The 24,944-nt window shown below is 68.6% G+C and carries 23 protein-coding genes; 10 read left to right on the top strand and 13 right to left on the bottom strand.

From position 1 onward, the window contains the following. The first annotated feature begins 4 nt into the window (after positions 1 to 4). Positions 5 to 997, top strand: coding sequence for a glycosyltransferase family 2 protein (locus ABT313_RS07085; RefSeq protein WP_350849565.1), 993 nt, complete (start codon positions 5 to 7; stop codon positions 995 to 997). Between the two features lie 19 nt (positions 998 to 1,016). On the opposite strand, the gene ABT313_RS07080 is transcribed toward ABT313_RS07085, so the two are convergent. Next, positions 1,017 to 2,096 carry an ABC transporter ATP-binding protein gene (locus ABT313_RS07080; protein WP_350849563.1) on the bottom strand — a complete coding sequence of 360 codons (1,080 nt, stop codon included), beginning with the start codon at positions 2,094 to 2,096 and terminating at the stop codon, positions 1,017 to 1,019. 223 nt (positions 2,097 to 2,319) lie between these two features. On the opposite strand from ABT313_RS07080, the gene ABT313_RS07075 reads away from it, so the two are divergent. Continuing rightward, positions 2,320 to 3,348, top strand: a complete 1,029-nt coding sequence (locus tag ABT313_RS07075; RefSeq protein WP_350849561.1) for a LacI family DNA-binding transcriptional regulator — start codon at positions 2,320 to 2,322, stop codon at positions 3,346 to 3,348. Here the strand turns inward: ABT313_RS07075 and ABT313_RS07070 are convergent. The 4 genes from ABT313_RS07070 to ABT313_RS07055 all read right to left on the bottom strand — a co-directional run bounded on the left by ABT313_RS07070 (position 3,332) and on the right by ABT313_RS07055 (position 6,764). After that, entirely contained in the window at positions 3,332 to 5,110 is a 1,779-nt protein-coding gene (locus ABT313_RS07070) for a LamG-like jellyroll fold domain-containing protein (RefSeq protein WP_350849559.1), read from the bottom strand. The two genes, ABT313_RS07075 and ABT313_RS07070, sit on opposite strands and share 17 nt — an antisense overlap. Positions 5,111 to 5,255: 145 nt before the next feature. Beyond that, complete coding sequence (snpA, locus tag ABT313_RS07065; RefSeq protein ID WP_350849557.1) at positions 5,256 to 5,942, bottom strand: snapalysin; 687 nt, start codon at positions 5,940 to 5,942, stop codon at positions 5,256 to 5,258. A gap of 140 nt (positions 5,943 to 6,082) precedes the next feature. Next, positions 6,083 to 6,529, bottom strand: coding sequence for an alpha/beta fold hydrolase (locus ABT313_RS07060; RefSeq protein ID WP_350849555.1), 447 nt, complete (start codon positions 6,527 to 6,529; stop codon positions 6,083 to 6,085). A gap of 94 nt (positions 6,530 to 6,623) precedes the next feature. After that, on the bottom strand, positions 6,624 to 6,764 hold the full coding sequence (locus tag ABT313_RS07055; protein ID WP_350849553.1) for a hypothetical protein: 141 nt from the start codon (positions 6,762 to 6,764) through the stop codon (positions 6,624 to 6,626). Here ABT313_RS07055 and ABT313_RS07050 point away from each other — a divergent pair. After that, complete coding sequence (locus ABT313_RS07050; RefSeq protein WP_350849863.1) at positions 6,700 to 7,110, top strand: TetR/AcrR family transcriptional regulator; 411 nt, start codon at positions 6,700 to 6,702, stop codon at positions 7,108 to 7,110. The two genes, ABT313_RS07055 and ABT313_RS07050, sit on opposite strands and share 65 nt — an antisense overlap. On the opposite strand, the gene soxR is transcribed toward ABT313_RS07050, so the two are convergent. After that, positions 7,105 to 7,599, bottom strand: coding sequence for a redox-sensitive transcriptional activator SoxR (soxR, locus tag ABT313_RS07045; protein WP_350849551.1), 495 nt, complete (start codon positions 7,597 to 7,599; stop codon positions 7,105 to 7,107). The two genes, ABT313_RS07050 and soxR, sit on opposite strands and share 6 nt — an antisense overlap. 362 nt (positions 7,600 to 7,961) lie before the next feature. Between soxR and ABT313_RS07040 the strand changes: the two genes are divergently transcribed. Then, positions 7,962 to 9,938: a DEAD/DEAH box helicase gene (locus ABT313_RS07040; RefSeq protein ID WP_350849549.1), complete on the top strand. Its 1,977-nt coding sequence runs from the start codon at positions 7,962 to 7,964 to the stop codon at positions 9,936 to 9,938. A 72-nt stretch (positions 9,939 to 10,010) separates the two neighbouring features. Here ABT313_RS07040 and ABT313_RS07035 read toward each other — a convergent pair whose 3' ends face one another. Beyond that, complete coding sequence (locus tag ABT313_RS07035; protein ID WP_350849547.1) at positions 10,011 to 11,099, bottom strand: aminotransferase class V-fold PLP-dependent enzyme; 1,089 nt, start codon at positions 11,097 to 11,099, stop codon at positions 10,011 to 10,013. A 152-nt stretch (positions 11,100 to 11,251) separates the two neighbouring features. Here ABT313_RS07035 and ABT313_RS07030 point away from each other — a divergent pair, with 152 nt between their 5' ends. From ABT313_RS07030 to ABT313_RS07015, 4 genes are read left to right on the top strand one after another with little or no spacing between them, the layout of a single operon-like run. Continuing rightward, positions 11,252 to 14,368, top strand: a complete 3,117-nt coding sequence (locus ABT313_RS07030; protein WP_350849545.1) for a penicillin acylase family protein — start codon at positions 11,252 to 11,254, stop codon at positions 14,366 to 14,368. A gap of 15 nt (positions 14,369 to 14,383) precedes the next feature. Further along, positions 14,384 to 14,974 carry a YbjQ family protein gene (locus ABT313_RS07025; protein WP_350849543.1) on the top strand — a complete coding sequence of 197 codons (591 nt, stop codon included), beginning with the start codon at positions 14,384 to 14,386 and terminating at the stop codon, positions 14,972 to 14,974. Next, positions 14,964 to 16,328, top strand: coding sequence for a GH1 family beta-glucosidase (locus tag ABT313_RS07020; protein WP_350849541.1), 1,365 nt, complete (start codon positions 14,964 to 14,966; stop codon positions 16,326 to 16,328). The genes ABT313_RS07025 and ABT313_RS07020 overlap by 11 nt, the downstream gene beginning before the upstream one ends. Continuing rightward, complete coding sequence (locus ABT313_RS07015; RefSeq protein WP_350849539.1) at positions 16,325 to 17,569, top strand: MFS transporter; 1,245 nt, start codon at positions 16,325 to 16,327, stop codon at positions 17,567 to 17,569. Before ABT313_RS07020 ends, ABT313_RS07015 begins: the two co-directional genes overlap by 4 nt. Here the strand turns inward: ABT313_RS07015 and ABT313_RS07010 are convergent. Next, positions 17,558 to 18,901: a DHA2 family efflux MFS transporter permease subunit gene (locus ABT313_RS07010; RefSeq protein WP_350849537.1), complete on the bottom strand. Its 1,344-nt coding sequence runs from the start codon at positions 18,899 to 18,901 to the stop codon at positions 17,558 to 17,560. The two genes, ABT313_RS07015 and ABT313_RS07010, sit on opposite strands and share 12 nt — an antisense overlap. Before the next feature lie 15 nt (positions 18,902 to 18,916). Beyond that, the gene (locus ABT313_RS07005; RefSeq protein ID WP_350849535.1) at positions 18,917 to 19,990 is read right to left on the bottom strand and encodes an alkene reductase; all 1,074 of its coding nucleotides are present in this window, start codon (positions 19,988 to 19,990) and stop codon (positions 18,917 to 18,919) included. 140 nt (positions 19,991 to 20,130) lie between these two features. Between ABT313_RS07005 and ABT313_RS07000 the strand changes: the two genes are divergently transcribed. After that, on the top strand, positions 20,131 to 20,589 hold the full coding sequence (locus tag ABT313_RS07000) for a MarR family winged helix-turn-helix transcriptional regulator (RefSeq protein ID WP_350849533.1): 459 nt from the start codon (positions 20,131 to 20,133) through the stop codon (positions 20,587 to 20,589). Positions 20,590 to 20,593: 4 nt separating this feature from the next. On the opposite strand, the gene ABT313_RS06995 is transcribed toward ABT313_RS07000, so the two are convergent. After that, positions 20,594 to 21,790, bottom strand: coding sequence for a winged helix-turn-helix domain-containing protein (locus ABT313_RS06995; RefSeq protein WP_350849531.1), 1,197 nt, complete (start codon positions 21,788 to 21,790; stop codon positions 20,594 to 20,596). 115 nt (positions 21,791 to 21,905) lie between these two features. Continuing rightward, positions 21,906 to 22,520, bottom strand: coding sequence for a VC0807 family protein (locus ABT313_RS06990; protein WP_350849529.1), 615 nt, complete (start codon positions 22,518 to 22,520; stop codon positions 21,906 to 21,908). Positions 22,521 to 22,612: 92 nt separating this feature from the next. Here ABT313_RS06990 and ABT313_RS06985 point away from each other — a divergent pair, with 92 nt between their 5' ends. Beyond that, positions 22,613 to 23,209 carry a TetR/AcrR family transcriptional regulator gene (locus ABT313_RS06985; RefSeq protein WP_350849527.1) on the top strand — a complete coding sequence of 199 codons (597 nt, stop codon included), beginning with the start codon at positions 22,613 to 22,615 and terminating at the stop codon, positions 23,207 to 23,209. Here the strand turns inward: ABT313_RS06985 and ABT313_RS06980 are convergent. Both ABT313_RS06980 and ABT313_RS06975 read right to left on the bottom strand, forming a co-directional pair. Next, on the bottom strand, positions 23,178 to 24,479 hold the full coding sequence (locus ABT313_RS06980) for an MFS transporter (RefSeq protein WP_350849524.1): 1,302 nt from the start codon (positions 24,477 to 24,479) through the stop codon (positions 23,178 to 23,180). The genes ABT313_RS06985 and ABT313_RS06980 overlap by 32 nt on opposite strands. 21 nt (positions 24,480 to 24,500) lie before the next feature. Next, positions 24,501 to 24,941, bottom strand: coding sequence for an EVE domain-containing protein (locus ABT313_RS06975; protein ID WP_350849522.1), 441 nt, complete (start codon positions 24,939 to 24,941; stop codon positions 24,501 to 24,503). Positions 24,942 to 24,944 lie beyond the last annotated feature (3 nt).

Below are 24,944 nucleotides of genomic sequence, written 5' to 3'. Positions count from 1 at the left end.
GCGCATGAGCCCGACAACGCGCCTGAGCCTAGTGGTGCCGTGTTACAACGAGGTCGAGGTGGTCAACCGGTTCCACGAGGCGCTCAGCCGTGAGCTGTCTGCCTCCGGCCGGCCGTACGAGATCGTGTACGTCGACGACGGCAGCAGTGATGGGACGCTCGAGGCCCTTGTCGGGTTGGCAGCCACCGACGACTCCGTCCGTTATCTGTCCTTCAGCCGCAACTTCGGCAAGGAGGCCGCGATGCTGGCCGGCCTGCGGTACGCCACCGGCGACGCGGTCGTGATCATGGACGCCGACCTCCAGCACCCGCCGGAGTTGATCGGCCGGATGCTCGAGGAGCACGAGCGCGGGTTCGACCAGGTCATCGCCCGGCGGAACCGGACCGGCGACCCGGCCACCCGGACGCTGTTCGCCCGGGCGTACTACTGGCTGATCAACAAATGGGCCGATGTCGAGCTGACCGACGGGGTCGGCGACTTCCGGCTGCTGTCGCGGCGCGCGGTCGACGGTCTGCTCGAGCTGAACGAGTACAACCGCTTCTCGAAAGGGCTGTTCGCCTGGATCGGGTTCGAGTCGATCCTGTTCGAGTACGACAACGTGAAGGCGGCACCGGACCGCAAGAGCCGATGGACGTTCCGCCGACTGCTGGAGTACGGGCTCGACGGGCTGCTGTCGTTCAACAACAAGCCGTTGCGGATGGCCATCTACGTCGGTCTGCTGCTGACCGCAGTCGCCGCCGGGTACGCGATCTGGGTGCTGGTCGCGGCGCTCCTGCACGGCGTCGACATGCCCGGGTACGTCACGCTGATCGCGGCGATCACCGGGCTCGGCGGGCTCCAGATGGTGATGCTCGGCGTGATCGGCGAGTACATCGGCCGGATCTACTACGAGACCAAGAAGCGCCCGCACTACCTGCTCAAGCAGACCAACATGAACCCGGTGGACCGCCTGCAAACGCCACCGGCCCCCGGTGGACGAACCACCAGGGGCCGGTAGAAACAGCTACCTGAGGAGATCAGGCGGTCAGCCGCTCCTCGGTGGAGGTGGAGAAGAGGTGCAGCTTCTCCGGCACCGCCGCCAGGCGGACCGTCGAGCCCTTCTCGACCTGCATGCGGGCGTCGATGCGAGCAACGATCTGCTGGTGCTCGCCCGAGTGCTCCGCGGTGCCGTACAGGTACGCGTCGGCGCCGAGCTCCTCGACCACGGCGACCTTCACCGGCAGGCCCTCGTCGGCGACCTTGAAGGCCTCCGGGCGAACGCCGACGGTCAGGGTCTTGTCGCTACCGGCCTTGGACAGCACCGAGCGGTCGATCGGGATCGTGTAGTCGCCGAGCTTCGCGCCGCCGTCGGTGATGTCGGCGGTCAGCAGGTTCATCGCCGGCGAGCCGATGAAGCCCGCGACGAACTTGTTCTTCGGGTTGTCGTAAAGGTTCAGCGGGGTGTCGACCTGCTGGAGCAGACCGTCCTTGAGGACGGCCACCCGGTCGCCCATCGTCATGGCCTCGACCTGGTCGTGCGTGACGTACACGGTCGTGACACCGAGACGCTGCTGCAGCTCGGCGATCTGCGTACGGGTCTGCACCCGCAGCTTGGCGTCGAGGTTCGACAGCGGCTCGTCCATCAGGAAGACCTGCGGGTTACGCACGATCGCGCGACCCATGGCGACACGCTGACGCTGACCACCGGACAGTGCCTTCGGCTTGCGCTCCAGGTACTCCTCCAGGCCGAGCAGCTTGGCGGCCTCCATCACGCGCTTGGCGCGGTCCTCCTTGGACACGCCCTGCATCTTCAGCGCGAAGCCCATGTTGTCGGCGACCGACATGTGCGGGTACAGCGCGTAGTTCTGGAACACCATCGCGATGTCCCGCTCCTTCGGCGGACGGTGCGTGACGTCGCGGTCGCCGATGTAGATCGAACCCTCGTTGACCTCTTCGAGGCCGGCGAGCATCCGGAGCGAGGTGGACTTACCACAACCCGACGGGCCGACGAGCACCATGAACTCGCCGTCCTCGATCTCGAGGTTGAGCTTGTCGACGGCGGGCGTGTCAGAACCGGGGTAGATCCGGGTCGCCGCCTTGAACGAAACAGTAGCCATGACGATTTCTTCCCTTCACCGGCAGGAACGTGCCGGACGATCCGAGTAAAGGCACCCCCAAGGCGGGGGAGTCCGCCTATCCTCGCCCGGCCCGCTCGTCCTGACAAGGTATACGGCGTGTGACGTGTCCGTTCTGTTCACGTTGTGGACATCCCCACGCAGTCTGCAAGTTCTTGCAGGATCTTGCTGAAATGTCAGGCGTGGGCTGGGTACAGTGCCGGGCGTGAGCAGCAGAGCGCGGCTGGCGGACATCGCGGCCAAGGCGGGGGTCAGTGAGGCGACGGTCTCGCGGGTACTGAACGGCAAGCCGGGGGTGGCGGACGAGACCAAACAGTCCGTCCTGACCGCGCTCGACGTTCTCGGGTTCGAACGGCCGACCCGGTTGCGGCGGCGGTCGGCGGGGCTGATCGGGCTGGTGATGCCGGAGCTGATCAATCCGATCTTCCCGGCGTTCGCCCAGGTGATCGAGTCCGCGCTGTCGCAACGCGGCTTCACCCCGGTGCTCTGCACCCAGTCACCCTCCGGAGCGACCGAGGAGGAGTACGTCGAGATGCTGCTCGAGCGCGGCGTCTCCGGCATCATCTTCGTCTCCGGGCTGCACGCCGACACCGGCGCGGACCACGCCCGGTACCAGGCACTGGTGGAGCGGCGGCTGCCGGTGGTGTTCGTGAACGGGTGGCTGCCGTCGGTCGAGGCGCCGTTCGTGTCCTCGGACGAGTACGCCGCGATGGAGCTGGCGGTCGCGCATCTCGTCGCCCTCGGCCACCGCCGGATCGGGTTCGCGTCCGGACCGGAGCGGTTCATCGTCGTCCAGCGGAAGCTGGCCGGGTACCGGACCTCGATGAAGGCGCAGCTGGGGGTGTCGAACGAGGATCTCGACCCGATGGTCGCGCTGAGCATGTTCGGCGTCGAGGGCGGCGAGGCGGCGGGCCGGCAGTTGCTCGACGCCCACGTCACGGCGGTCGTCTGCGGCTCCGACATGATGGCTCTCGGCGTGATCCGGGCGGCCCGCCAGCGCGGCCTCGCCGTACCGGGTGACGTCTCGGTGGTCGGGTACGACGACGCGCCGATGATGGAGTTCACCGACCCGCCGATGACCACGATCCGCCAACCGGTACAGGCGATGGGCCTCGCCGCGGTGCAGTCCTTGCTGGAAGAGGTCCGCGGCCACACCACGCCGCACACCGAGTTCCTGTTCCGCCCCGAACTGGTCGTCCGGGGCTCGACAGGTCCGGTCAGAAGGGATACCTGAGCCGCAGCCCGGGCGGGGTGGTGGAGTTGCTGGCGTAGATCGACGTGATCTCGGCCGGCGTCAGCGCCCGGTTGTAGAGCCGGAAGTCGTCGAGAGCGCCGCGGAGATGCTGTTTGGCGTCCAGCCGTTGGCCGAGGTGGATCTGGAACGGTCGCTTGGGACTGACCGAGCCGATGGCGCCGGTGACGGTCGCGGCCGATGCGCCGTCGACGTACAAGGTGAAGGTGTTGCCCTGGCGGGACAGCGCGAAGTGGTGCCAGGCCTGGTCGTTGTAGGACTTGGTGGTGGCGAGCGTGACAGCGGTTCCGCCGCTCTCTGCCAGCGCGCGGAGGCGGTTGCTGGCCGGCTCGGCCCGGAGCCAGAGTTGGGAGAACCCGTCGCCCTGGTTGTAGGCCCAGAGCAGCGGCTGGTCGGCGGTGCTGGCGCCGTACTTGAACCAGCCGGTCCAGGTGAAGTCGCCGCTGCTGACCGCGAGCTTCTCCGCGAACGGGAGCTGCACGTAGTCGTCGGTGCCGTCGAGCGAGATCGCCGTACCGAACTTCCCGGCGACCGAGACCGGGCCGCGGAGGTAGCCGGAGAGATTGTTGCCGGAGGCATCAGGTGTGGTGGGTACGCCGGAGGTGTTGCCGTCGGGCAGCCCGAGATCGGTCTCGGTGAACGTGGTGAACCAGATGTAGCCGGTCGACCAGTTCACGGCTCGTTCGTAGACGAGCGCCACGGTGTTGGCGTTGAGCTGCGTCATGTCGGTGTAGGCGCACATGCCGCCGTAGATGACCGTGCCGCCGCCGGGATCGACCCACTCGGTGCCGCCCTTGAACGTCGAGCGGATCGTCAGGTTCTCCCGGGTGTCGCCCTGCCGGGTCGGTGACGCGAGCAGGACGCGGTTGTAGCGATCGCCGCGGTCGGTCGCCCGCAGCTCCAGCGTCGACGCCTGCACCGTCGGTACGGCGAGACTCTGCTCGGCCGCGTCGGCGTGGAACCCGGTGGAGAACGTCTCGCCGGCGTCACTCGAGATCGCCGAGGCGACGGTCGACGGGTTCGTACCGCCCTCGTCGCGGGCAAAGGCGAAGATCGAGCCGTCAGGCCGCTCGAAGGTGGACAACTCTTGGACGCGGAGCGCCGGATCGGCGGAGTCGTCGTGGGCGCCGAGGTGCCAGGTCACGCCGCTGTCGTCGCTGTACAGGAGCGCGCCGCCGTGGCGGTCGCCGTCGGTCGTCGCGTAGTGCGCGCCGACGACGAGCCGATCCGGATGCGGCCCGCGCCGCAACTGGATGCCGTGCGACGGTCCGGTGGCGTAGCTGCCCCACTCCGGCAGCTTCACGCTGGTGGTGATCTCCACGGGCGGTGACCACGTCGCCCAGTTGTCGTCGCTGTACTGCGCCCAGACCGTGTTGTAGTCCCGCGTCGTCAGCAACGCGATCCTGCCGGTCTTGGTGTCGACGACCGGTGTCGGATTGTGTGCCGTCGAGGTCTTCCCCTCGTGGACCGGAACCGGAGCGCTCCAGCTCGCACCGCCGTCGGTAGACCTCACCATCACCACGTCGTGCGTGCCGACATCTCCGCACGTCGGCTTCCGCCCTTCGGCGAACAGCACCAAGGTTCCGTCGTTGCCCCGAACCAGCGCGGGGATCCGATAACAGGTGTATCCGTAGGTGTTCGGCGACAGGATCGTCCTGCCTTCGAGCCCCACGCCGTACGCCGGACCTGTCAGACAGGCCGTCACCAGCACAAGTAGCGCAAGTACCACCCTCGCGGCTCTCATGCCCATCAGTCTTCGGGAGAACCTGCAGGTCAGGCGGGTCCTGGCGGCGTGTCGTAGTACGTCCTATGTCCTCCGCTGTCCTCCGCGAAAAGCTCCGGCCCGGAAACCGTCCCCTGCCGGGCGGCTCCGGGCCGGAGGTTGTGGGTTACTTGGAGGTATGGAAGGCGGCGTTGCCGGCAGCAGCGGCGAAGCCGTTGGCCCACAGGGCGTTGACCTTGGAGCGCTCGGTGGAGTCCGGGTACGGGTTGGTGCAGGACGGGCCGGGGCCGCCGCCGGACATCAACTCGGAGCACGGGCCGGAGTAGTGGTCCGGCAGGCCGAGGACGTGGCCGGTCTCGTGCGCGACGATCCGGGTCTGGTCGTACTGCTGGGCCTGGGCGTAGTCGATGAAGATGTAGCCGCTGCCGTGGCCGTCGGTGGATGCGTACGAACCGCGCGGGTCGTTGCCCTCGGTGTAGTAGAAGTCGTAGTTGCTGCCCTCGACGAGCTTCACGTTGCTGACGCTCGAGTTCCAGATCGACGTACTGGACGCGATCCGGGACGCGAAGCTCGGCGCGTCGACGGCGTATGTCACCGTGACCGCGGTGACCTTCCGGCCCGACTTGGCCTGGCTGGCCAGCTTGGCGCGGGCGGACTTCATCACGGCGTCGTAGAACGCCTTGGTGGCGGCTTCGTCCTGCGGCGAGCCGACGTACGCCGCGCGGGTGGCGGTGGTCGAGACGTGTGAATCTGGGGCCGGCGCGGCAGTCGAGGGGGACGCTGCCAACGCGGGCACGGCCAGCGCGGCGGCGGCAAGCCCCGCGAGACTGGTCAGGATACGGCGATGCGACATGGAGGGCCTCACTCCGAATCGGTGGCGGATAGCGACGGGCGGATTACCGATCGCCACCATCGGATGCTCCCAAGCTCCCAGGATTTCCGCACCCCATCGGGAAGAACCGAGGGGATAACCCGCGAATAACCGGCGCCGTTCTATGCCACACATAACCCTGGGGCTATGCGTGCCGGAGCCGGCATCGGCAGGGCGGTCAGCTGTTCCTCGGTGATCCGGCGCGGTTGAGGCTGACGCAGCGTGTAGTTCTTCATGCCGGCCTCGATCATGTCCGCGACCGGTACGCGTTCCACCGGCTTGCCGAGAGGTATGCCGTCGTACACGTTGACGGCGTCGAGGGTGGTGACCGTCGCGATCCGATCCGGACGTCGTACGGCGAGGTTCATCGCGGTCCAGCCGCCGATGGACAAGCCGAGGAGGTTGAATCGCTGCTCCGGAAGGGCTGCGAGCGTCTGGTCCAACCAGGCCGCCTTGTCCTCGTCGGAGCTGATCGGCTCGGTCTGGACGCTCATCCCCGGCTCGCCGAGCAGGTCGATCGCGTAGACATCGGTGATGGTCGGCAGGTGCTTGAGGAGATCGGCCCACACCGGGGTCCGGACGACGTACCGGGCAACAGGACGAGTGGAGCGAGTCCCTCGGCACCGCCGAACCGGTACACGCGGACCTCGCCGTACTCCGTGCTCACGTCACGAACCACCGGAATCTCACCTTCACCGAGGAGGCGCGACGGGCGCAGCTGATCGACGTCACCACCGAGCTGGTCGCCGATCTCGGGTACGCCGCGACGTCGCTCGGGCGGATCGCGGACCGCGCCGGGATCACCAAGGCAGGTGTGCTCTATCACTTCCCGTCAAAGCAGGCCCTGGTCGAGGCGGCCCATGCGCGGGTGCTGTCGGAGCTGGTGGAGGCCGTTGCTTCGGCCGTGGACGCGGCGGGACCGGCCGCGGCGCCGGCCGACTCGAAGGCGCGCTGGTCATCGGTCGCGGACCTGCTGTCCGCGGCCCGTGCGGCGCGCGGAATCACCGGAGAGACCGATCTCCGGTCCGCGGCGCTGGTGATCGGCGGCGGTATCGACGCGATCGTGTCCGAGTCGCTGAGCGATCCGGAGTACGACGCGAGCGCCGCCGCCGAGGTGCTTGTCGGGGTCGTCGAGGGTGGGTTGTTATGACTCGCCGGGGATGCCGACGTTGAGGAGGCGGGCGCCGGGGCCTCGGGTGGCCAGGCGGTCCTCCTTGTTGTAGAGGTTGCAGCGCTGCAGGCTGAGGCAACCGCAGCCGATGCAGGTGTCGAGGTCGTCGCGGAGGCGCTCGAGCTCGGCGATGCGCTCGTCGAGGCGGCTTCGCCACGTCTTCGACAGCTTGCTCCAGTCGGCGCGCGTCGGCGTCCGGTCCTCGGGCAGCGAATCCAGCGCGTTCTTGATCTCCGCGAGCGCGAGACCGACCCGCTGGGCCGCCTGGACGAAAGCGATCCGCCGCAGCGTGCTCCGCTGGTACTGACGCTGGTTGCCGGCCGTCCGCCGGGACGCGATCAGGCCCTGGTCCTCGTAGAACCGCAACGCCGACGCCGCCACCCCGGACCGATGTGCGATCTCCCCGATCGAGAGCCAGTGCTCCTTGCTCGGGCCGCTCTCCCCTTTTGCAACTGCCTCCTCCGCCATACCGCCACCCTAGAACGGCGTTCCAAGAACTCAAGCTCGCTTGAACTGTTCCGGGTGGGTGCCGGGAGCACCAGTCGGGTCGGTGGTCTGGTCGCCGGCGACGTGGTCAGGGTGGCGGTCACGATCGGTTATACTTTTATGGTGTCGGTGCGCGCGTCGCGTCACCAGAGATGTTCCCAGGCGCTCCGACCCGTCGGTTTCGGCATCCGCCGAGGACCCGGCGACATGGGTGCAACGCGATAGCACCCGCAGGTCGATGCCCGTCTCCTGCTGAGCACGTTGTCCGGTCATGATTCGTGACCGGAGCTTCGCTGCGGCTGCGATCCGGCGCCATTCGTCCGTGAATCCGAGAGAGAGTTTGCGTGACCCAGCACCACCAGCACGATTCCGAGTCCGCCGACGGGCGGGCCAAGAAGCCCCGGCACAAGAAGTACCAGAACCAGTCGTACGGCGAACGCCTCGCCGCGAACGCCTCCTACGAGGCACCGCGCGAGGACCGCGCGCCGGTCAAGGGCTACCGCTCCGAGCAGCCCCGCCCGGACCGCGGCCAGCGCAGCTACGACCGCGCCGACGACCGCAACCGCGACGAGCGTCCGCGCTACGAGAACCGCAACCGCGACGACCGTCCGCAGTACAACCGGGACGACCGTCCGGCGCCGCGTCGTGACGACCGCTCGCAGTACAACCGGGATGAGCGGCCGCGCTACAACCGTGACGACCGCCCGCAGTACAACCGTGACAGCCGCGACAGCCGGGACAGCCGTGGCGACAAGCCGCAGTACAGCCGTCCGGAGCGCACCGAGCGCCGCGACGACCGTGGTGACCGGCCGCAGTTCCGGCGCGACGACAAGCCGCGGTTCGACCGCGACGAGCGTCCCCGGTTCGAGCGCAGCGAGCGTCCGTCGTACCAGCGCGACGACCGTTCGTCGTACCGCCGCGACGACAAGCCGTTCGCCCGGCGTGCTTCGCAGGAGGCACGGCGGGGCGAGTTCGAGCCGCAGCCGGAAGACCTCGGCACTGTTGCCGATGACAACCAGTTTGCCGCGCTCGGGATCGCGCCGCGGCTGGTGCAGCGGCTGGCCCGCGACGGCATCACCGCGCCGTTCCCGATCCAGGCCGCGACCATCCCGGACGCGCTGGCCGGCAAGGACGTACTTGGCCGCGGTCAGACCGGTTCCGGCAAGACCCTCGGCTTCGGGCTCCCGACGCTGATGCGCCTGGCCGGCGGCCACACCGAGTCGCGCCGCCCGCGCGGGATGATCCTGGTCCCGACCCGTGAGCTCGCGATGCAGGTGCACGACGCCCTCGAGCCGCTCGCGCACGTGATGAACGTGTCGCTCAAGCTGATCGCCGGCGGTCTTCCGTACCCGAAGCAGATCGAGGCGCTCCGTCGTGGCGTCGACCTGCTGATCGCCACCCCGGGCCGCCTGATCGACCTGTGCGAGCAGGGTGCGGCCGACCTCGGCGCCGTGGAGATCGCGGTGCTCGACGAGGCCGACCACATGTGCGACATGGGCTTCATGCCGGCTGTCACCACGCTGCTGGACATGACGCCGCCGGAAGGGCAGCGGCTGCTGTTCTCGGCGACGCTGGACAACGACGTCGACACGATCGTGCGGACGTACCTGAAGGACCCGGTCACGCACTCGACCGAGTCCGGCCAGGCCACCGTCACCACGATGGAGCACCACCTGCTGGTGATCGAGCCGGCGCACAAGCAGTCGCTGACGGCCGAGCTGGCCAGCCGCGACGGCCGGACGATCGTGTTCGTCCGCACCAAGCTGGGCGCCGACCGCGTCGCCACCCAGCTGCGCGACCGCGGCGTGATGGCCGCGGCCCTGCACGGCGGCCTGACCCAGGGCGCCCGCAACCGGACGCTCGAGCAGTTCAAGGACGGCTCGGTTCCGGTGCTGGTGGCAACGGATGTCGCGGCTCGCGGTATCCACGTCGACAACGTCGGTCTGGTCGTCCAGGCCGACCCGGCGGCCGACCACAAGGACTACCTGCACCGTGCCGGCCGTACGGCGCGGGCCGGCGGCGAGGGCGCGGTCGTGACCCTCGTGCTGCCGCACCAGCGGCGTGGGATGGTCCGGCTGGCCGAGTCGGCCGGTGTCGACGTCGAGCCGGTCCGGGTCCGCCCGGGCGACGAGGTGATGACCGGGCTGACCGGCGGCAACAAGCCGTCCGGGTACCCGGTGAAGCTCCCGGCGCCGAAGCCGCGCAACAAGGGCGGCCGCGGTCGCTTCGGCGGCGGCAGCACCCGCCCGGGTCGCGGTCACGGTGGTGGCAGCGGCGGTCCGCGCCGAAGCAGCGGTCCGCGCAAGTCGTACCAGCACTGACGCTGACACAGCAAACGGTGGGTGGGGATAGGCAATAGCCTCTTCCCACCCACCGTTTCGTGTGTAATGCCCTCAGGTGAGGACGGCCCAGAGGCGGGCCAGGATGGTGTCGATCTCGTCGGCATCCAGTGGGACGAGCTCGAGCATCAGTTCGCCCTCGTCCGTCCGATCCGTCATCACGTAGATGGACGGCGTACCGGCCTCCAGCTCGGTCGCGACGCGCTTCGCGTCGGCGACCTTGAGCAGGACCCGCGAGACCTGCAGCCCGGTCGGGTCCTTGACGGCCTCAGCGGCGACGTCGGGGATCCGCGAGGCCGCGGTGACGAACGCGTCGACCTTCGCGAGCTCGTCGGCCTCCCACTTCACCCGGTCGAACGCCTGCCACTCCTCGAGGGCCGCGAGTACGCCGACGATCGCCTCCTTCGTCGGCTTCATCACCCGCCCGATGCCCTTCTCCTGGGCCCGCAGCGCCTGCACCAGCGGCCAGCTCCCGGCAACCAGCCCCGCGGTCGGCGAGCCGAGGTACTTCTGCCCGCTCACCAGCACCAGATCCGCGCCGGTCGCCAGCAGGTCGGCGATCCGCGGGAACTGCGCAGCCGCGTCGACGATCGCCGGTACGCCGCGACGGTGCGCGGCGCGGACCGCGGCGACGAGGTCGATCGGCTCGCCGCGGGTCAACCGCGATGCCACCAGCATCAAGCACGCCACGTCCGGCCCGTCGAGCTCTTCTTCCAGCTCGGCGATCGTGCAACCGTCCTCGTCGCCGGCCAGGTCGACCTGCGCGCCGGCGAGCCGGATCCCCTGCAGGTTGGTGTGTCCGTAGTCGATCACCTGACAAGCCGGCAGCACGACGCGGTTGTGCATATCCGTTGCATCCGGCAAAGCCGCAGTACGCCGGGGGTCGCCACCGGTCATGGTCGCCGCGACCGCGAGGGTGACACCGGCCGCGGTGCAGTGCACGACGGCGCCCGCCTGGGCGCCGGTCACCTGTGCGATGGCCTCGCTGGCGCGGTCGCCGAGCTCGTCCATCACGAAGAATTCGGGCAATGCCTGTGCGACCGCCTCCGCCACCCCGTCAGAACTGCGGGACACCCCGAGCGGGGTGAACGTCCCCTTGGCGTTGATCACCACACTCAAGCGATAACGCTCATGAATTGTCATGGTCTAGCTGACAGTAGTGGTCACGCACAGCAATTGGCGAGAGTCTGGACGTGAGTTATTGACCCCGATGCTACTGGTGAGTCATTCTCACTTTTACTCGACCTGAGGAGGGAACCGTGCCCCGCCCCGCACTCCGAACCCGCCTTCGCCTCATGACCGCCGTCGCTGCCGTCACCGCCGTGCTCGCCGCTCTTCCGGCGCCGACCCAGGCAAGCCCGCAAGCAGTTGCCGCGACCCCCACGGATTATTGCCTCGAGCAATGTCGCGACATCCTGCCGCCGGGTCAGAACGGCAACGCGACCTTCACGGATCTCCTTGCTTTCAAGGCTTTGGGCGTCCGGCCGGCGCACTTCAGCGACACGGTCAAGCCCTACCAGGACCTGGTCTGGAACTCGCAAGGCATCACCGACGACGGCCTCGCGCCGTACTACGACGACTCGTCGTTCGGCGTGAAACCGGACGACGTCGCGAGCACGATCCACCCGCGCAGCGACGTCACGATCGTGCGGGACAAGTCGCGCGGCATCCCGCACATCACCGGCACCACCCGGCTCGGCACGATGTTCGGCGCCGGGTACGCCGGTGCGCAGGACCGCCTGTTCGTGATGGACGTGTTCCGTCACCTCGGTCGCGGCCAGCTGACCCCGTTCGCGGGCGGCGCGGCGGCGAACCGCGAGTTCGAGCAGGAGTTCTGGCGGACCGCGCCGTACACCGAGGCTGATCTGCAGCGGCAGTTCGACGACGCCGACGACCTGTACGGCGCCGACGGCGTGAAGATGCAGCAGGACATCCAGGCCTGGGTCGACGGCGTCAACCACTACATCGACACGGTCGGCATCGCGTACCCGGGCGAGTACGTCGCCCTCGGCCTGCAGTGGCCGACGCCGCACTGGAAGGTGACCGACGTGGTCGCCACCGCGGCCGTTGTCGCGGGCATCTTCGGCACCGGCGGCGGCTCCGAGGTCACGTCGGCGCTCGCATTGCTCGAAGCGCAGGCGAAGTACGGCGTTGCCGAGGGCACCAAAGTCTGGGAGTCCTTCCGGTCGCAGAACGATCCCGAGGCCAGTACGACGGTGCACAACGGCACCTCGTTCCCGTACGGGACGACCGGTCCGAACCCGGCCGGCCGCGCGATGCCGGACCGCGGCTCGGTCACGGCCGAGCCCGAGGTGATCGATCAGACCGCGAACAAGACAGCCGCCGCCAAGCCCGCGCCCGCAGGATCCGCCGCCTTGAAGGGGATCTTCGACAAGGGCCTGTTCCCCGACGGCTTCGGCAAGAAGGGAATGTCGAACGCGCTGGTCGTCTCCGGCGCCCACACCCAGAGCGGCAACCCGATCGCGGTCTACGGCCCGCAGACCGGGTATTTCGCGCCGCAGCTGCTGATGCGCCAGGAGCTGCAAGGCCCTGGTGTCAGCTCACGCGGCATCGCGTTCGCCGGCCTGAACTTCTACACGCTGATCGGCCGCGGCCCCGACTACTCGTGGAGCGCGACCTCCGCGGGTCAGGACATCACCGACACGTTCGCCGTACCGCTGTGTGAGCCCAACGGCGGGACACCGACGAAGAACTCGCAGTACTACGAGTTCCGCGGGCAGTGTGTCCCGATCGAGCGGCTCGAGCGGCACAACGCGTGGTACGCCAGCCTCGGCTCGTCCGAGCCCGCCGGGTCGTACACGTTGGTTGCCCTGCGCACCAAGTACGGCATCGTCACCCATCGCGGGACGGTCGGCGGGAAGCCGGTGCTGTTCACGAAGAACAGGTCGACCTACGGCAACGAGGCCGGCTCGGCACTCGGCTTCATGCAGTTCAACGACCCGGACAAGATCCACTCGGCCGCGGACTTCCAGAAGGCCGCCGCGAACATCGGGTACACGTTCAACTGGTTCTACACCGACAAGGATTCGATCGCGTACTTCAACTCCGGCGACAACCCGGTCCGCGCGGCCGGCGCCGATCCGAACCTGCCGACCTGGAGCTCGTACGAGTGGCAGGGCTGGAACCCGGACACGAACCGCGCGACGTACACGCCGCCGGCGCAGCATCCGCAGGTCGTGAACCAGGACTACCTGACCAGCTGGAACAACAAGCAGGCGCCCGGGTACTCCGCTTCGGACGGGCAATGGGGCTACAACGCGGTGTACCGCAGCCAGCCGCTCGACGACCGGATCAAGGCGGTCATCAACAGCGGGCAGAAGTTCACCCGTGGCAAGCTGGTCGAAGCGATGGAGGACGCGGCCACGGTCGACCTGCGCGGCGACCAGGTCCTGCCTTACCTGCTCAGAGTCCTGAAGTCCGCGCCGATCACCGATCTGGCCGTCGCCGACGCGGTCGCCAAGCTGACCGCCTGGCAGCAGGCCGGCGCCCACCGCAAGACCCCGAACGCGTCGTCCAAGACCTACGACAACGCCGACGCGATCCGCATCCTCGACGCGTGGTGGCCGCTGCTGGTCCCGGCCGAGTTCAAGGACCTCGGACCTGACCTCTACAACGCGATGGTCGCCAATCTGAAGATCGACGAGCGCCCGAGCGCGCAGGGTTCGTCGTTCCAGAGCGGCTGGTGGGGCTTCGTCCAGCGGGACCTGCGCAAGGTCCTCGGTGATCCGGTGAAGGCAGCTCAGCCGGTGACGTACTGCGGTAGCGGGTCGCTGGCCGCGTGTCGTGCGACGCTCACGGAAACGTTGCTCTCAGCAACGAAGGTGCCGGCCGCCCGGACCTATCCGGCGACGGCGGACTGTGCCGCGGGCGACCAGTTCTGCGCGGACCAGATCGCACATCAGCCGATGGGCGGCATCACGCAGGACCGGATCGCGTGGGTCAACCGGCCGACGTACCAGCAGGTGGTCGAGTTCCCGGCGCGGCGTGGTGACGACGTGGCGAACCTGGCGGCGGGGAAGACCGCGACCGCGAGCAGCTACGAGAAGGGGTTGTTCAACTCGCCGCCGGCGCAGGCCGTCGACGGGAACCCGAGCACCCGGTGGGCGAGCGACTGGTCGGATCCGCAGTGGCTGAAGGTTGACCTCGGCAACGAGCAGACCGTACGCCGGGTGGTGCTCGACTGGGAGACGGCGTACGGGAAGGCGTACAAGGTCGAGGTCTCGCGGGATGGGGCGGCGTGGCAACAGGTGTACGCGACGACGACCGGGGACGGCGGCGAGGACGTGGTGCGGTTCGCGCCGGCCCAGGCGAGGTATGTCCGGGTCACCGGGACGCAGCGCGCGACCTCCTACGGGTATTCGCTGTACGAGTTCCAAGTGTTCAGATGGTGATGCCAGGATGAGGGCATGAACCAGAACTTTCCTCCGAACCAGCCGTTCCCGCCGCAGCAGGGCTTCCAGCAGGGCCCGCCGCCGGGGTACCAGGGGCCGCCTCCGGGCTACCAGCAGGGGCCGCCGCCGCAGGGGTACGGGCAGCAGCCCGGGTACGGCCAGGCGCCGGGCAACTACCAGCCCGCGCAGAACCCTGCGCCGCATGTCGCGCCGCAGGGTTCGCCGTACCCGGTGCTGGTCTCGACGATGAACGACCTGCCCGGGTACACCGCGGACAAGGTGTTCGGCGAGGTGTTCGGGCTGACCGTGCGGAGCCGCGACTTCGGGTCGAACTTCACCGCGAGCTTCCGGTCGCTGGGCGGCGGCGAGGTGCCGGAGTACACCCAGATGCTGGCCGAGTCGCGGCACGTCGCGGTGATGCGGATGTGCCAGATGGCGCAGCAGATGGGCGCGAACGCCATCCTCGCGATGCGGTTCGACTGCAACGAGATCGCCCAGACGATGAGCGAGGTCGCGGCGTACGGCACGGCGGTGATCGTGCACAAGGTCGAGCCGCCGCGGCCGCAGGACACCACCCCTGATGAGGATGATGCGAATGACGGCTGACCTGTTGTTTCCGCCCGGATTCCGGTGGGGGGTCTCGACATCGGCGTACCAGATCGAAGGTGCCGTGGCCGAGGGCGGCCGCGGCATCTCCACCTGGGACACGTTCTGCGCCGAGCCCGGCAAGATCCTGAACGGCGACACCGGCGCGGTCGCGTGCGACCACTACCACCGGTACGCCGAGGATGTCGCGCTGATGCGGGAGCTCGGGGTGGACACCTACCGGTTCTCGTTCTCCTGGCCGCGCATCCAGCCGTCGGGAACCGGACCTGCTGTCGCCGCCGGAATGGACTTCTACGACCGGCTGATCGACACCCTGCTCGGCGCCGGGATCCAGCCGGCGCCGACGCTGTACCACTGGGACACCCCGCAGCCGCTCGAGGACGCCGGCGGGTGGCTGTCCCGCGACATCACCGACCGCTTCGCGGAGTACGCCGCTCTGCTCGGCGCCCGGTTCGCGGACCGCGTGCCGATGTGGATCACCGTCAACGAGCCGATGGTGCTGACGCTGATGGGGTACTCGCTCGGCGCACACGCTCCCGGCAAGGAGTTGTTGTTCGACGCGCTGCCTGTCGCGCATCACCAGCTGCTCGCGCACGGCCGCGCGGTGCAGGCGCTCCGAGCCGCCGGCGCCACCCAGATCGGCATCGCCAGCAACCACGCTCCGACCTGGCCTGCGAGTGACAGCGCCGAGGACAAGGAAGCGGCCGCGCTGTACGACAACCTGATCAACTGGCTGTTCGCCGACCCGATCCTGCTCGGCGAGTACCCGAACGGCATGGGTGACGCGATGCCCGGCCCGGTCGCCGACGATCTGGCGATCATCTCGACGCCGCTCGACTTCTTCGGCATCAACCACTACGCGCCGGTCTCCGTCGGTGTCGCCACCGGCCAGGCCGACACCGCGGCGACGGACGGGGTGCTGTTGCCGCCGGGCCTTCCGTTCGAGCCGCGGACACTGACCGGTTACCCGACCACGGACTTCGGCTGGCCGGTGGTGCCGGACGCGTTCGGCGAGATCCTGCGGATCTTCCAGGAGCGGTACGGCGACCGCCTGCCGCCGATCTACATCACCGAGAACGGCTGCGCGATCAACGACGGGCCCGTCGACGGCGTCGTCGACGACCAGCGGCGGATCTCGTACCTGGACGGCTATCTGCGGTCGCTCCGCGCCGCGATGGACGACGGCGTCGACGTCCGCGGGTACTTCCAGTGGTCGCTGATGGACAACTTCGAGTGGGCCGCCGGGTACTCGCAGCGGTTCGGCCTGGTGCACGTCGACTTCGAGACGCAGGAGCGTACGCCGAAAGCGTCGTACCACTGGCTGCGTGAACTGATCGCTCAGAGCCGGCGATGATTCCCGAGCCGGGGGTGGTGCCGTCCGCGCTGGCGGAGCCGACCGTCCGGGTGCGGCCGGGGTGGACGGCGGCCGTCGTACTCGCGAACGTCGGGGTGTTCGCCGCCTGGCTGGGGCCGATCCAGGTGCTGCTCGCGAAGCAGTCGGAGGCGGTTGCTCCGGGCAACAAGGAGTTCGTGTTCGGGCTGGTGACCGGGGTCGGTGCGGCGGTCTCGGTGTTCGCGAACCCGGCGTTCGGCGCGATCTCCGACCGGACCACGTCGCGCTTCGGCCGGCGGGTGCCGTGGGTGGTGGCCGGGGCCGTCGGCGGCGCGGTCGGGTTGGGGATTCTGGCCGGCGCGCACCTGATCGTGTTGATGCTCGTCGGTTGGTGCCTGATGCAGCTGTTCGGCAACGCTCTCCTCGCCGCCGCGACGGCCGTCGTACCGGATCGCGTCCCGGTCGCCCAACGCGGCGGGGTCGGCGGCTGGGTGGCGATCTCGCAGGTCCTGGGGGCCTTGGTCGGTACTGCGCTTGCCGCCGCCTTCGACAGCTATGCCCTCGGGTACGCCGCCTGTGCCGCGTTCTTGGTGTTGTCGGTGGTGCCGTACGTGGTGCGCAGTCATGACGTGCAACTGGTGGAGCGGCCAACGTTCGTACTGCGCGACTTCCTTCGTGGGTTCTGGATCAGCCCGCGACGGTATCCGGACTTCGGCTGGGCATGGCTGACGCGGTTCCTCTTCAACGTGGGCAATGCGCTCGGCACGCTGTACCTCTTCTACTACCTGCAGGACAAGGTCGGCGTCGACGATCCGGACACCGCCGTACTCATCCTGACCGCGATCTACAGCGTGTGCGTGCTGACGACTGCGATCACTTCCGGCCGCTGGTCGGACCGGTCGGAGCGCCGCAAGGTCTTCGTCACCGCGTCCGGCTGGGTGATGGCTGTCGCCGGCGTCGTACTGGCGGTGTGGCCGACCTGGCCGGGGGCGATCCTCGGCGCGATCATCCTCGGCGCAGGGTTCGGCGTGTACCTCTCGGTCGACTTCGCGCTGCTCACCCAGGTCCTGCCGAGCGCCCGCGACCGGGCGAAGGACCTCGGCGTCATCAACATCGCGAACTCGCTGCCACAGGTCCTCGCGCCCGCGATCGCCGCCCCGATCGTGAAGCACCTCGGCGGCTACCCGGTCCTTTATCTGCTGGCGTCCGCGGTCACCGTGCTCGCCGGCGTACTGGTCCGCCAGATCCGCTCAGTCAGTTGACCGCGGCAACAACGTGCTGACCAGCGCGATGGCTACCCCGAGCCCGGCGGCCACCAGGAACACCGAGTCGAAGCTGCCGATGGTCGTCAGCACCGCCAGGCCGATGGATCCGCCGACCTGGCTGGCGGTGTTGGCCAGTCCACCGACCACGCCCGCATCACCCTCGGGTACGTCGGCCGTCACTGCGGCCATCAGCGTCGGGAACGTCAGCCCGATGCCGACCGCGATGAGCAGCGTCGGGCCGAGCACGCTCGCGAAGTACCCGCTGCCGGCTTGAGCGAGCCAGCCGAACCCGATCAGGAAACAGCTGCTTCCGGCCAGGATCAGCCTTCGTACGCCGGTCCGCGGCAGCAACGCGGCAGCCAGGCGCGCGACGATCACGAAGGTCACCGCAGCGGGAGTCTGCCCGAGCCCGGACCGAAGGGCGCTGTAGCCGAGGACGTCCTGCAGGTACAGCGAGGTGAAGTACCACATTGCGATCGCGATCGCTCCGAACAAGAGCAGCATGCCGTTGCCGACGGCCACTTTCCGGATGGCGAACAGCCGCAAAGGCATCATCGGCCGGGCGACCCGTGCCTCGACCACGACGAAGATCGTGAGCAGGAGAAGGCCTGCGACGCCCGGTACGACGACGTACGCAGACGTCCAGCCGTGATCGGCGCACTGCATGACGCCGTAGATCAGAGCCGCCAGCCCCGCGGTCCCGGTGACCGCGCCGACGAGGTCGAGCCGCTCGCGTCGGCTCGCCCGCGCGCCGGCCAGCGACAGCACGGCTGCACCGATCAGCGCCGCGCCGATCGGCACGTTGATGAGGAACACCCACCGCCAGGACAGCCCGGTCGTGATGGCCCCGCCCGCGACCGCGCCGGCCATCCCGCCGATCCCGCCCGCGGCGGACCAGGCTCCGAACGCCCGGGCACGTTCACCTTCGGCCGTGAAGTTGGTGTTGAGCACGGCCAGCGTCGCCGGGGCCAGCATGGCGGCGCCCACACCCTGTACGACGCGGGCCGCGACCAGAACACCCGGCGCCGACGCGAGGCCGGCGAGCAGGCTGGACGCCGAGAACAGGAACAGGCCGGCGACCAACATCCGGCGTTGGCCGAACAGATCAGCGGCGCGACCACCGAGCAACATGAATCCGGCGAACGTCAGCAGGTAGCCGTTCACCACCCACGCGAGGCTGGTGGCGGTGAAGCCCAGATCCCGTTGGACAGAAGGCAAAGCGACGTTCACGATCGACGCGTCGAGGATCACCATGAACTGGCTCACGCAGGCCAGTGCGAGCACTGCCCAGCTGGATCGCTTGAGTGATGACGACGAGGTTGCGGGCATGTCGAAGTACCTTCCTCAGTGGTCGGCGAGTGTCGGGTAGTCGGTATAGCCGCGGTGATCGCCGCCGTAGAACGTGGCCTGGTCGGGCCGGTTGTACGGGCCTTCCGCGGCGAGGCGGGTGGGCAGGTCGGGGTTGGCGAGGAACAGCGCGCCGAAGGCGATCAGGTCCGCCGTACCGTCACTGATCAGTCCCAGCGCGTCCGGGCCGGTGCGTTCCGCGGGAGTGTGGGGATTGAGGATGAAGGTGGACGGCCACTGTTTGCGCAGGCGGATGGTCAGGTCGCGGTCCGGGCCTTCCATCAGGTGCAGGTAGCTCAGGCCCAGCGGGGCGAGCCGTTCGACGAGGGCGCCGTACGTCGCCTCCGCGTCGTCTTCGGTGATGTCGTTGTTCGGGACGCCGGGCGAGATGCGGAAGCCGAGGTTCTCGGCGCCGATCGCGTCGGCTACCGCGGTCGCCAGCTCGACGGCGAAGCTGACGCGTCGCTGGGCCGAACCGCCCCAGCTGTCGGTGCGGCGGTTGGTGTTCGGCGCGAGGAACTGGTGGATGAGGTATCCGTTGCCGCCGTGCAGTTCGACGCCGTCGAATCCGGCGGCCATCGCGTTGCGTGCGGCGGCCACGTAGTCGTCGATCGTGCGGCCGATCTCCGGACCGGTCAGTTGCTTCGGCGTGACGAAGTCCTGGGGTCCGTCATGGGTGAATACCTGTCCGCGGGCGGCAACTGCCGAGGGAGCGACGGGATGCAGGCCGGCCGGGAGCAGGCTCGGGTGCCCGATTCTGCCCGTATGCAGGAGTTGTGCGTAGATCACGCCGTCGGCCTGGTGTACGGCGTCGGTCACCGTTCGCCAGGCTGCGATCTGTCCGGCGGTGTGCAGACCTGGGGTGTCGGGGTAGCCCTGGCCGACCGGCGACGGCTGGGTGCCCTCGGTGACGATCAGGCCGGCGCCGGCGCGCTGTGCGTAGTACTCCGCGGTCAGCGGCGTCGGGCTGGCGCCGGGGCCGTACGCACGGCTGCGGGTCATCGGGGCCATCGCGATGCGGTTGGCCAGGCGCTTGCCGCCCAGCTGGTGGGAGTCGAATGCAGTAGGCATACCTGTTTGAACAGGTAATTGACTGAGGTGATTCCAATGCTCGCTGTGATCCAGCTCACACATGGTTCTTCTACCTGCGGAAAGTCCTTCGGAGTGGGGTGGCGCCGCTAATGGCTGCCTGAACAGCTATGCTCGGTGAGGTGGATACTCACCCCGCGTCGATGCCGGCGGAACCGTTGACCAATGCCATCGTCCGAGTGGCCCGTCTGCATCGGATGATCGCCGCTCAACTCCTGCGTCGCGTCGGACTGCGGCTGGGGCAGGAGCTGGTGATGATGCAGTTGTGGGAGCGCGGTCCGCAGAGTCAGACCGAGCTCGTCCGGACGCTCGGCTCGGACTCGGCCACGATGACGCGGACTGTCCGGCGGCTGGAGCAGGCCGGGTTCGTGCGGGTCAAGCCGAGTACTACTGACAAGCGGGCGACTGTCGTTGAGGCCACCCCGGCCAGTCAGTCGGTGCGGCACGAGGTCGAGCGCATCTGGGCCCGGCTGGAAGAGAGTGCTGTCGGCGATCTGACGCCTGCTGAGCAGGCCGAGGCGCTGGTCGTGCTGCAGCGCATCGAGGACAGCCTCGCTCGCGCCGCAACACCGCCGGTCTAGTCGCTCAGTCTGCTTGGTCGGCGGCTGCTCGGGCGACGGCGCGGCCGAGGGGGCTGGTCGCGGTGACCTGGATGTTCTCGAGGCCTAACCAGGACGCCATCAGGCGGAGTTCGGTCACGAGCGGGCCGGCGGGGTCTTCGGTGTCGGGCTCGGGGGTGAGGGTCGGCACGACGAGCGTTGACGTCTTGCGGTCGGACTTCAGGTCGACTCGGGCGACGAGGCGATCGCCCAGCAGGAACGGGAGTACGTAGTACCCGTGGATGCGTTGTGGGGCCGGGGTGTAGATGCTGATCCGGTAGAAGAAGTCGAACAGGTGGTGGGTGCGGTCGCGGTTCCAGATCAGCGGGTCGAACGGGGAGAGGAGCGCTTGGGTGTTGATGGGGCCGTCCTCGGCCTCGTGCCACCGGTAGCTCTGCGGCTTGACCCCTTCGACGCGGACCGGGATCAGTTCGCCTGATTCGACCAACTCGCCGATCACGGCGCGACCTGTTGCTGCAGGCAACGGGAAGTGCGCCTGACCGCTGCCTCCGCAGAGTTCCTTGAGAGTCCCGACGCCCAGGCCGCGCGCCGCGATCCGGATCAGTTCGCGCCGCGCCTCGTCCGCGGTCGGCTCGGGGGCGTTCAGTATGTCGGCGGGCAGGACGCGCTCGGTCAGGTCGTAGATCCGCTCGAAGTGCCGGCGGCCCGCGATCGTCACCTTGCCCGCGCAGAACAGGTACTCGATCGCGATCTTCGCGTCCTGCCAGTTCCACATCCGCCCGGTGCCCGGGTCGGGATCCGGGTCGGTGCGCTTGCGCCGTACGCCGTCCGGGCTCGCCTCGCCCGCGGTCAACGGGCCGTTCTCGGTGATCATGCGGAGGACCTGGTCGACGTACCCGGGTCGCTCCGCCGTCAGCCGCCGCATCCCCTGGACGACCGACCAGGGCGCGGTCAGGTCCGGGCTGAGCTCCTCATCCCACACCTGCCGCTCCGCCGCCCGCATCCGCCACCGCATCAACGGGTACGCCGTCAGCGGGATGAGCGCGGCCTTGTGCCCCCAGAAGTACTCGAACAGCTCCCGCTGCGCACCCCACGCCAGCTCGTCCAACGTCGCCCGCGGATACTTCCCCGCCCGCGCAAACACCGGCAGATAATGCGATCGAGTAAGCACATTCACCGAATCCAGCTGCAGTACTCCGGCCGCCCCAATGGCCTTCCGCACCGCCCGCACATCCCCCCGCTTGGGCCGCCCACCCCCAAACCCCTGCGCCCTCAGAGCAACCCGCCGAGCAACCCCCACCGAAACCTCATCACCCACGGCCGCCATAAAACCGAACCTAGCGCTTCAGTGCGGCCATCCTGCGGTGGCGGTGGTTGCGGTACCAGAGGGACCAGGTGATGAGGAGGGCCAGGGCGGCGACGTGCATGGCGGGGGAGAGGTTGGCCATGGTGTTGACGGGGAGGGTGTAGACGAGGATCAGGCGGATGATCGCGTCTGCGAGGAGTACGCCGCCGAAGACTGTGGTCAGCGTGGTGAAGTGTTGGCGGAACGTCGGTTGGGTGTGCCAGCGGTCGTCCCACTCGGCGAGGAGTTGCGGCTTGGCGGCGTTGGCTTTTCGGGCGATGGTGTAGACGAGCGGCCGGCCCAACAGACAGGAACCCAGCAGCAACAGCCCGGCCGCGCCGGACAGCACCGACTCCTTCGCGAGCAGGATCCGCGGATCCCCGGTGAGCAGCGAGACGACGAGCAGCAGGGCGAACGTCCCGCCGACGAACGCGGCGAGCCCGTTCAAACGACGCCGTACGACGGCAATGCAGGCGACCCGCACCAGCGCGGCGCCAGCGGCGGCCGCGAGGGCCGGGAGTACGTCGTACCCGAGGATGCGGCCGGCGTAGTAGACGACGAGCGGCAGACCGATGTCCCAGAGCAGACCGGCGAGGACCTTACGCATGATGTGAACCCTTCTCTTAAGATACTGCTAGTAGCTTAAGAGCGCCTCATTCAGCGAAGTTAGGCCGAATGTCATGAGATACCCTGAGTGTCGTGACGACGAGGCGACGGGGTGCTGCGCTGGAGGAGGCGATCCTGCAGGCGGCGGTCGAGGAGCTGACCGAGGTCGGGTACCGCGAGCTGACGATGGACGGTGTCGCGGCCCGTGCCGGCACCGCGAAGAACGTGATCTACCGGCGCTGGGCGAGTCGCGCGGCGCTGTGCATCGCGGCGTACCGTCACATGCTCCCGAGTGGGGCCGACTCGACTCCCGACACCGGCTCGCTCCGCGGTGATGCCCTCGCGCTGCTCACCCGTGCCAACGACCGCCTGTCGGCCCCGGTCGGTCGCATCCTGCGCCAGCTCCTCGCCGACATCCAGTCCGACCCCGAGCGAATGCGCGAACTCCGCGACCAGGTCGCCCGCGCCGGCGTCTCGCACTGGCTGACTGTCCTGGCCCGCGCCGCGAGCCGCGGCGAGGTCGGCCAGCAGGCGCTGACTCCGCGCGTGGCCACCGTCGCTGTCGACCTGCTCCGCAACGAGTACGCCCTCAACGGCGCGACCGCGGTCTCCACGGAAGTCCTGACCGAGATCGTCGATCAGGTCTTCATCCCGCTGACTACGCAGGCACCAGCTCAGCCTCGTAGCTGAGGTTCAACCGCCGGTACGCCGCGCTCAGGAACGCCAGCAGTACGACGATCAGCATCAGCAGACTCGCGGCCACGAAGGCGAGCGCGATCCCACGCGCCTGTCCGTCCCCGAGCAACCACCCGAACGTCGTACGGCCGGATGCCGAGTCCATGTACGGGATCAGCAGGAACTGCGCCGCCGGACCGACCGCGAACGCGGCGACGGGCGTGGAGGCGGTTTCGATGCTCTGCGCGAACCCGAAGATCCGCCCCTGCTGCTCGAACGGGACCAGCCGCTGCAGGATCGTCTGCTCGGCCGCCTCCCCGATCGGGACCAGCAGCATGAACCCGAACATCCCGATGACCAGCAGCGACTGCCACTCGCGGACCGCCGTGCCCATGCCGACGATCGCGATCGCGACATTCGCGACCAGCAGGACCCGCAGCGGCGACCGCCCGAGCCCGAACCGCGCGACCAGCGCACCGCCGGCGATGAAGCCGATGCTGGTGACGCCGAGCACCAGACCCCACGACTGCACCGAGAACAGGTTCAGGCCGTACGGGTCCATCAGCGCCATGAAGACGCCCATGATCAGGTTGTTGAAGGTGCTGAACAGAACCAGCGGAAGAAGCCCGGGTACGCCGCGCATCGTCCGCCACGCGCCCCGGATATCGATGCGGGCGTGCCGGTGGTGCGCCGGCCGCGGCTCGTCGATGTGGATCGCGAGCAACAGATGGATGAGTACGACGGCGGTGAAGACGACCGCGATCGCGACCGTTCCGCCCATGCCGACGAAGCCGACCGACAGCCCGCTGAGGACGCTGGTGACCAGGTGGGCCACGCCATTCACGGTCCCGACGAGCCCGTTGGCCTTGTCGCGGCGGTCAGCCGGCACGAGCAGCGTCACCGCGGTCGACAGCGCGATGCTCCGCAGCTGACCGGCGGTGCTCCCGACCAGGACCAGCAGGGTGAACGCCCAGAACCACGGCCCGTGCCAGTCGCTCAGCCGCTGGCCGGCGACGACGTACAGGCCACCGGCGAGTGTGAACGCGACGCCGGTGATCGAGCTCGACATCGCCATCGCCGTCTTCTTGCGGTGCGAGTCGACCACCGCACCGAAGATCGTGCCGCTGGCCGCGCCGATCAGCATCGAGACGCCGGAGACGACCGACGCCGCGAGCACCGAGTGCGTCACCAGGTACACCCAGAACGCGAACCCGAAGCTCAGGAACGTGGTCGTCACGTTCGCCACCAACGTGTTGATCAGCAGTTGCCGGAAGGTCGTGTTCATACACCTACGTCGAACGCGAGCTCACGAAATTGACATGGCCGACCGCAGTGCCTCGAAATCCTCCGGCTCGAGCGGGACCAGGCCCCGCCTGAGCTGGTAGCCCCAGTTCGGCTGCCGGGTCAGCTCCAGCTCGACAGATCTGAGATCCGCTCGGCGTACGGGCAGGAACTCGATCCGCCGGCGCCAGGGCTGCACGATGCCGTGGGAGCCCATGTTCATCGCTTCCGCCTGGTACGGCGCGGCGTCGGCGACCACGCCCAGTGCAGTGAACGCGCGGAGCGGCTGCTTCTCGCCGTACCGCTCGGTCGGTGAGTAGATCACGAACCCGTCGCCAGCGCGCAGCCGCGCGACGCCGTACCGCTTGCCGTGGTTGAGCTGGATGAAACCGCCCTCGACCGCTCGCTGGGTGTGGTCCGCGGAGACCACACCCAGCCAGGCGCGCTGCACAACAACAACTGTCATGCC

The sequence above is a fragment of the Kribbella sp. NPDC000426 genome (genome assembly GCF_040300265.1).
In the GTDB taxonomy this organism is placed as follows: Bacteria; Actinomycetota; Actinomycetes; order Propionibacteriales; family Kribbellaceae; genus Kribbella.
The sequence above is the reverse complement of the archived record's forward strand: the minus strand, read 5'-3'. Positions and strand labels throughout refer to the sequence as shown.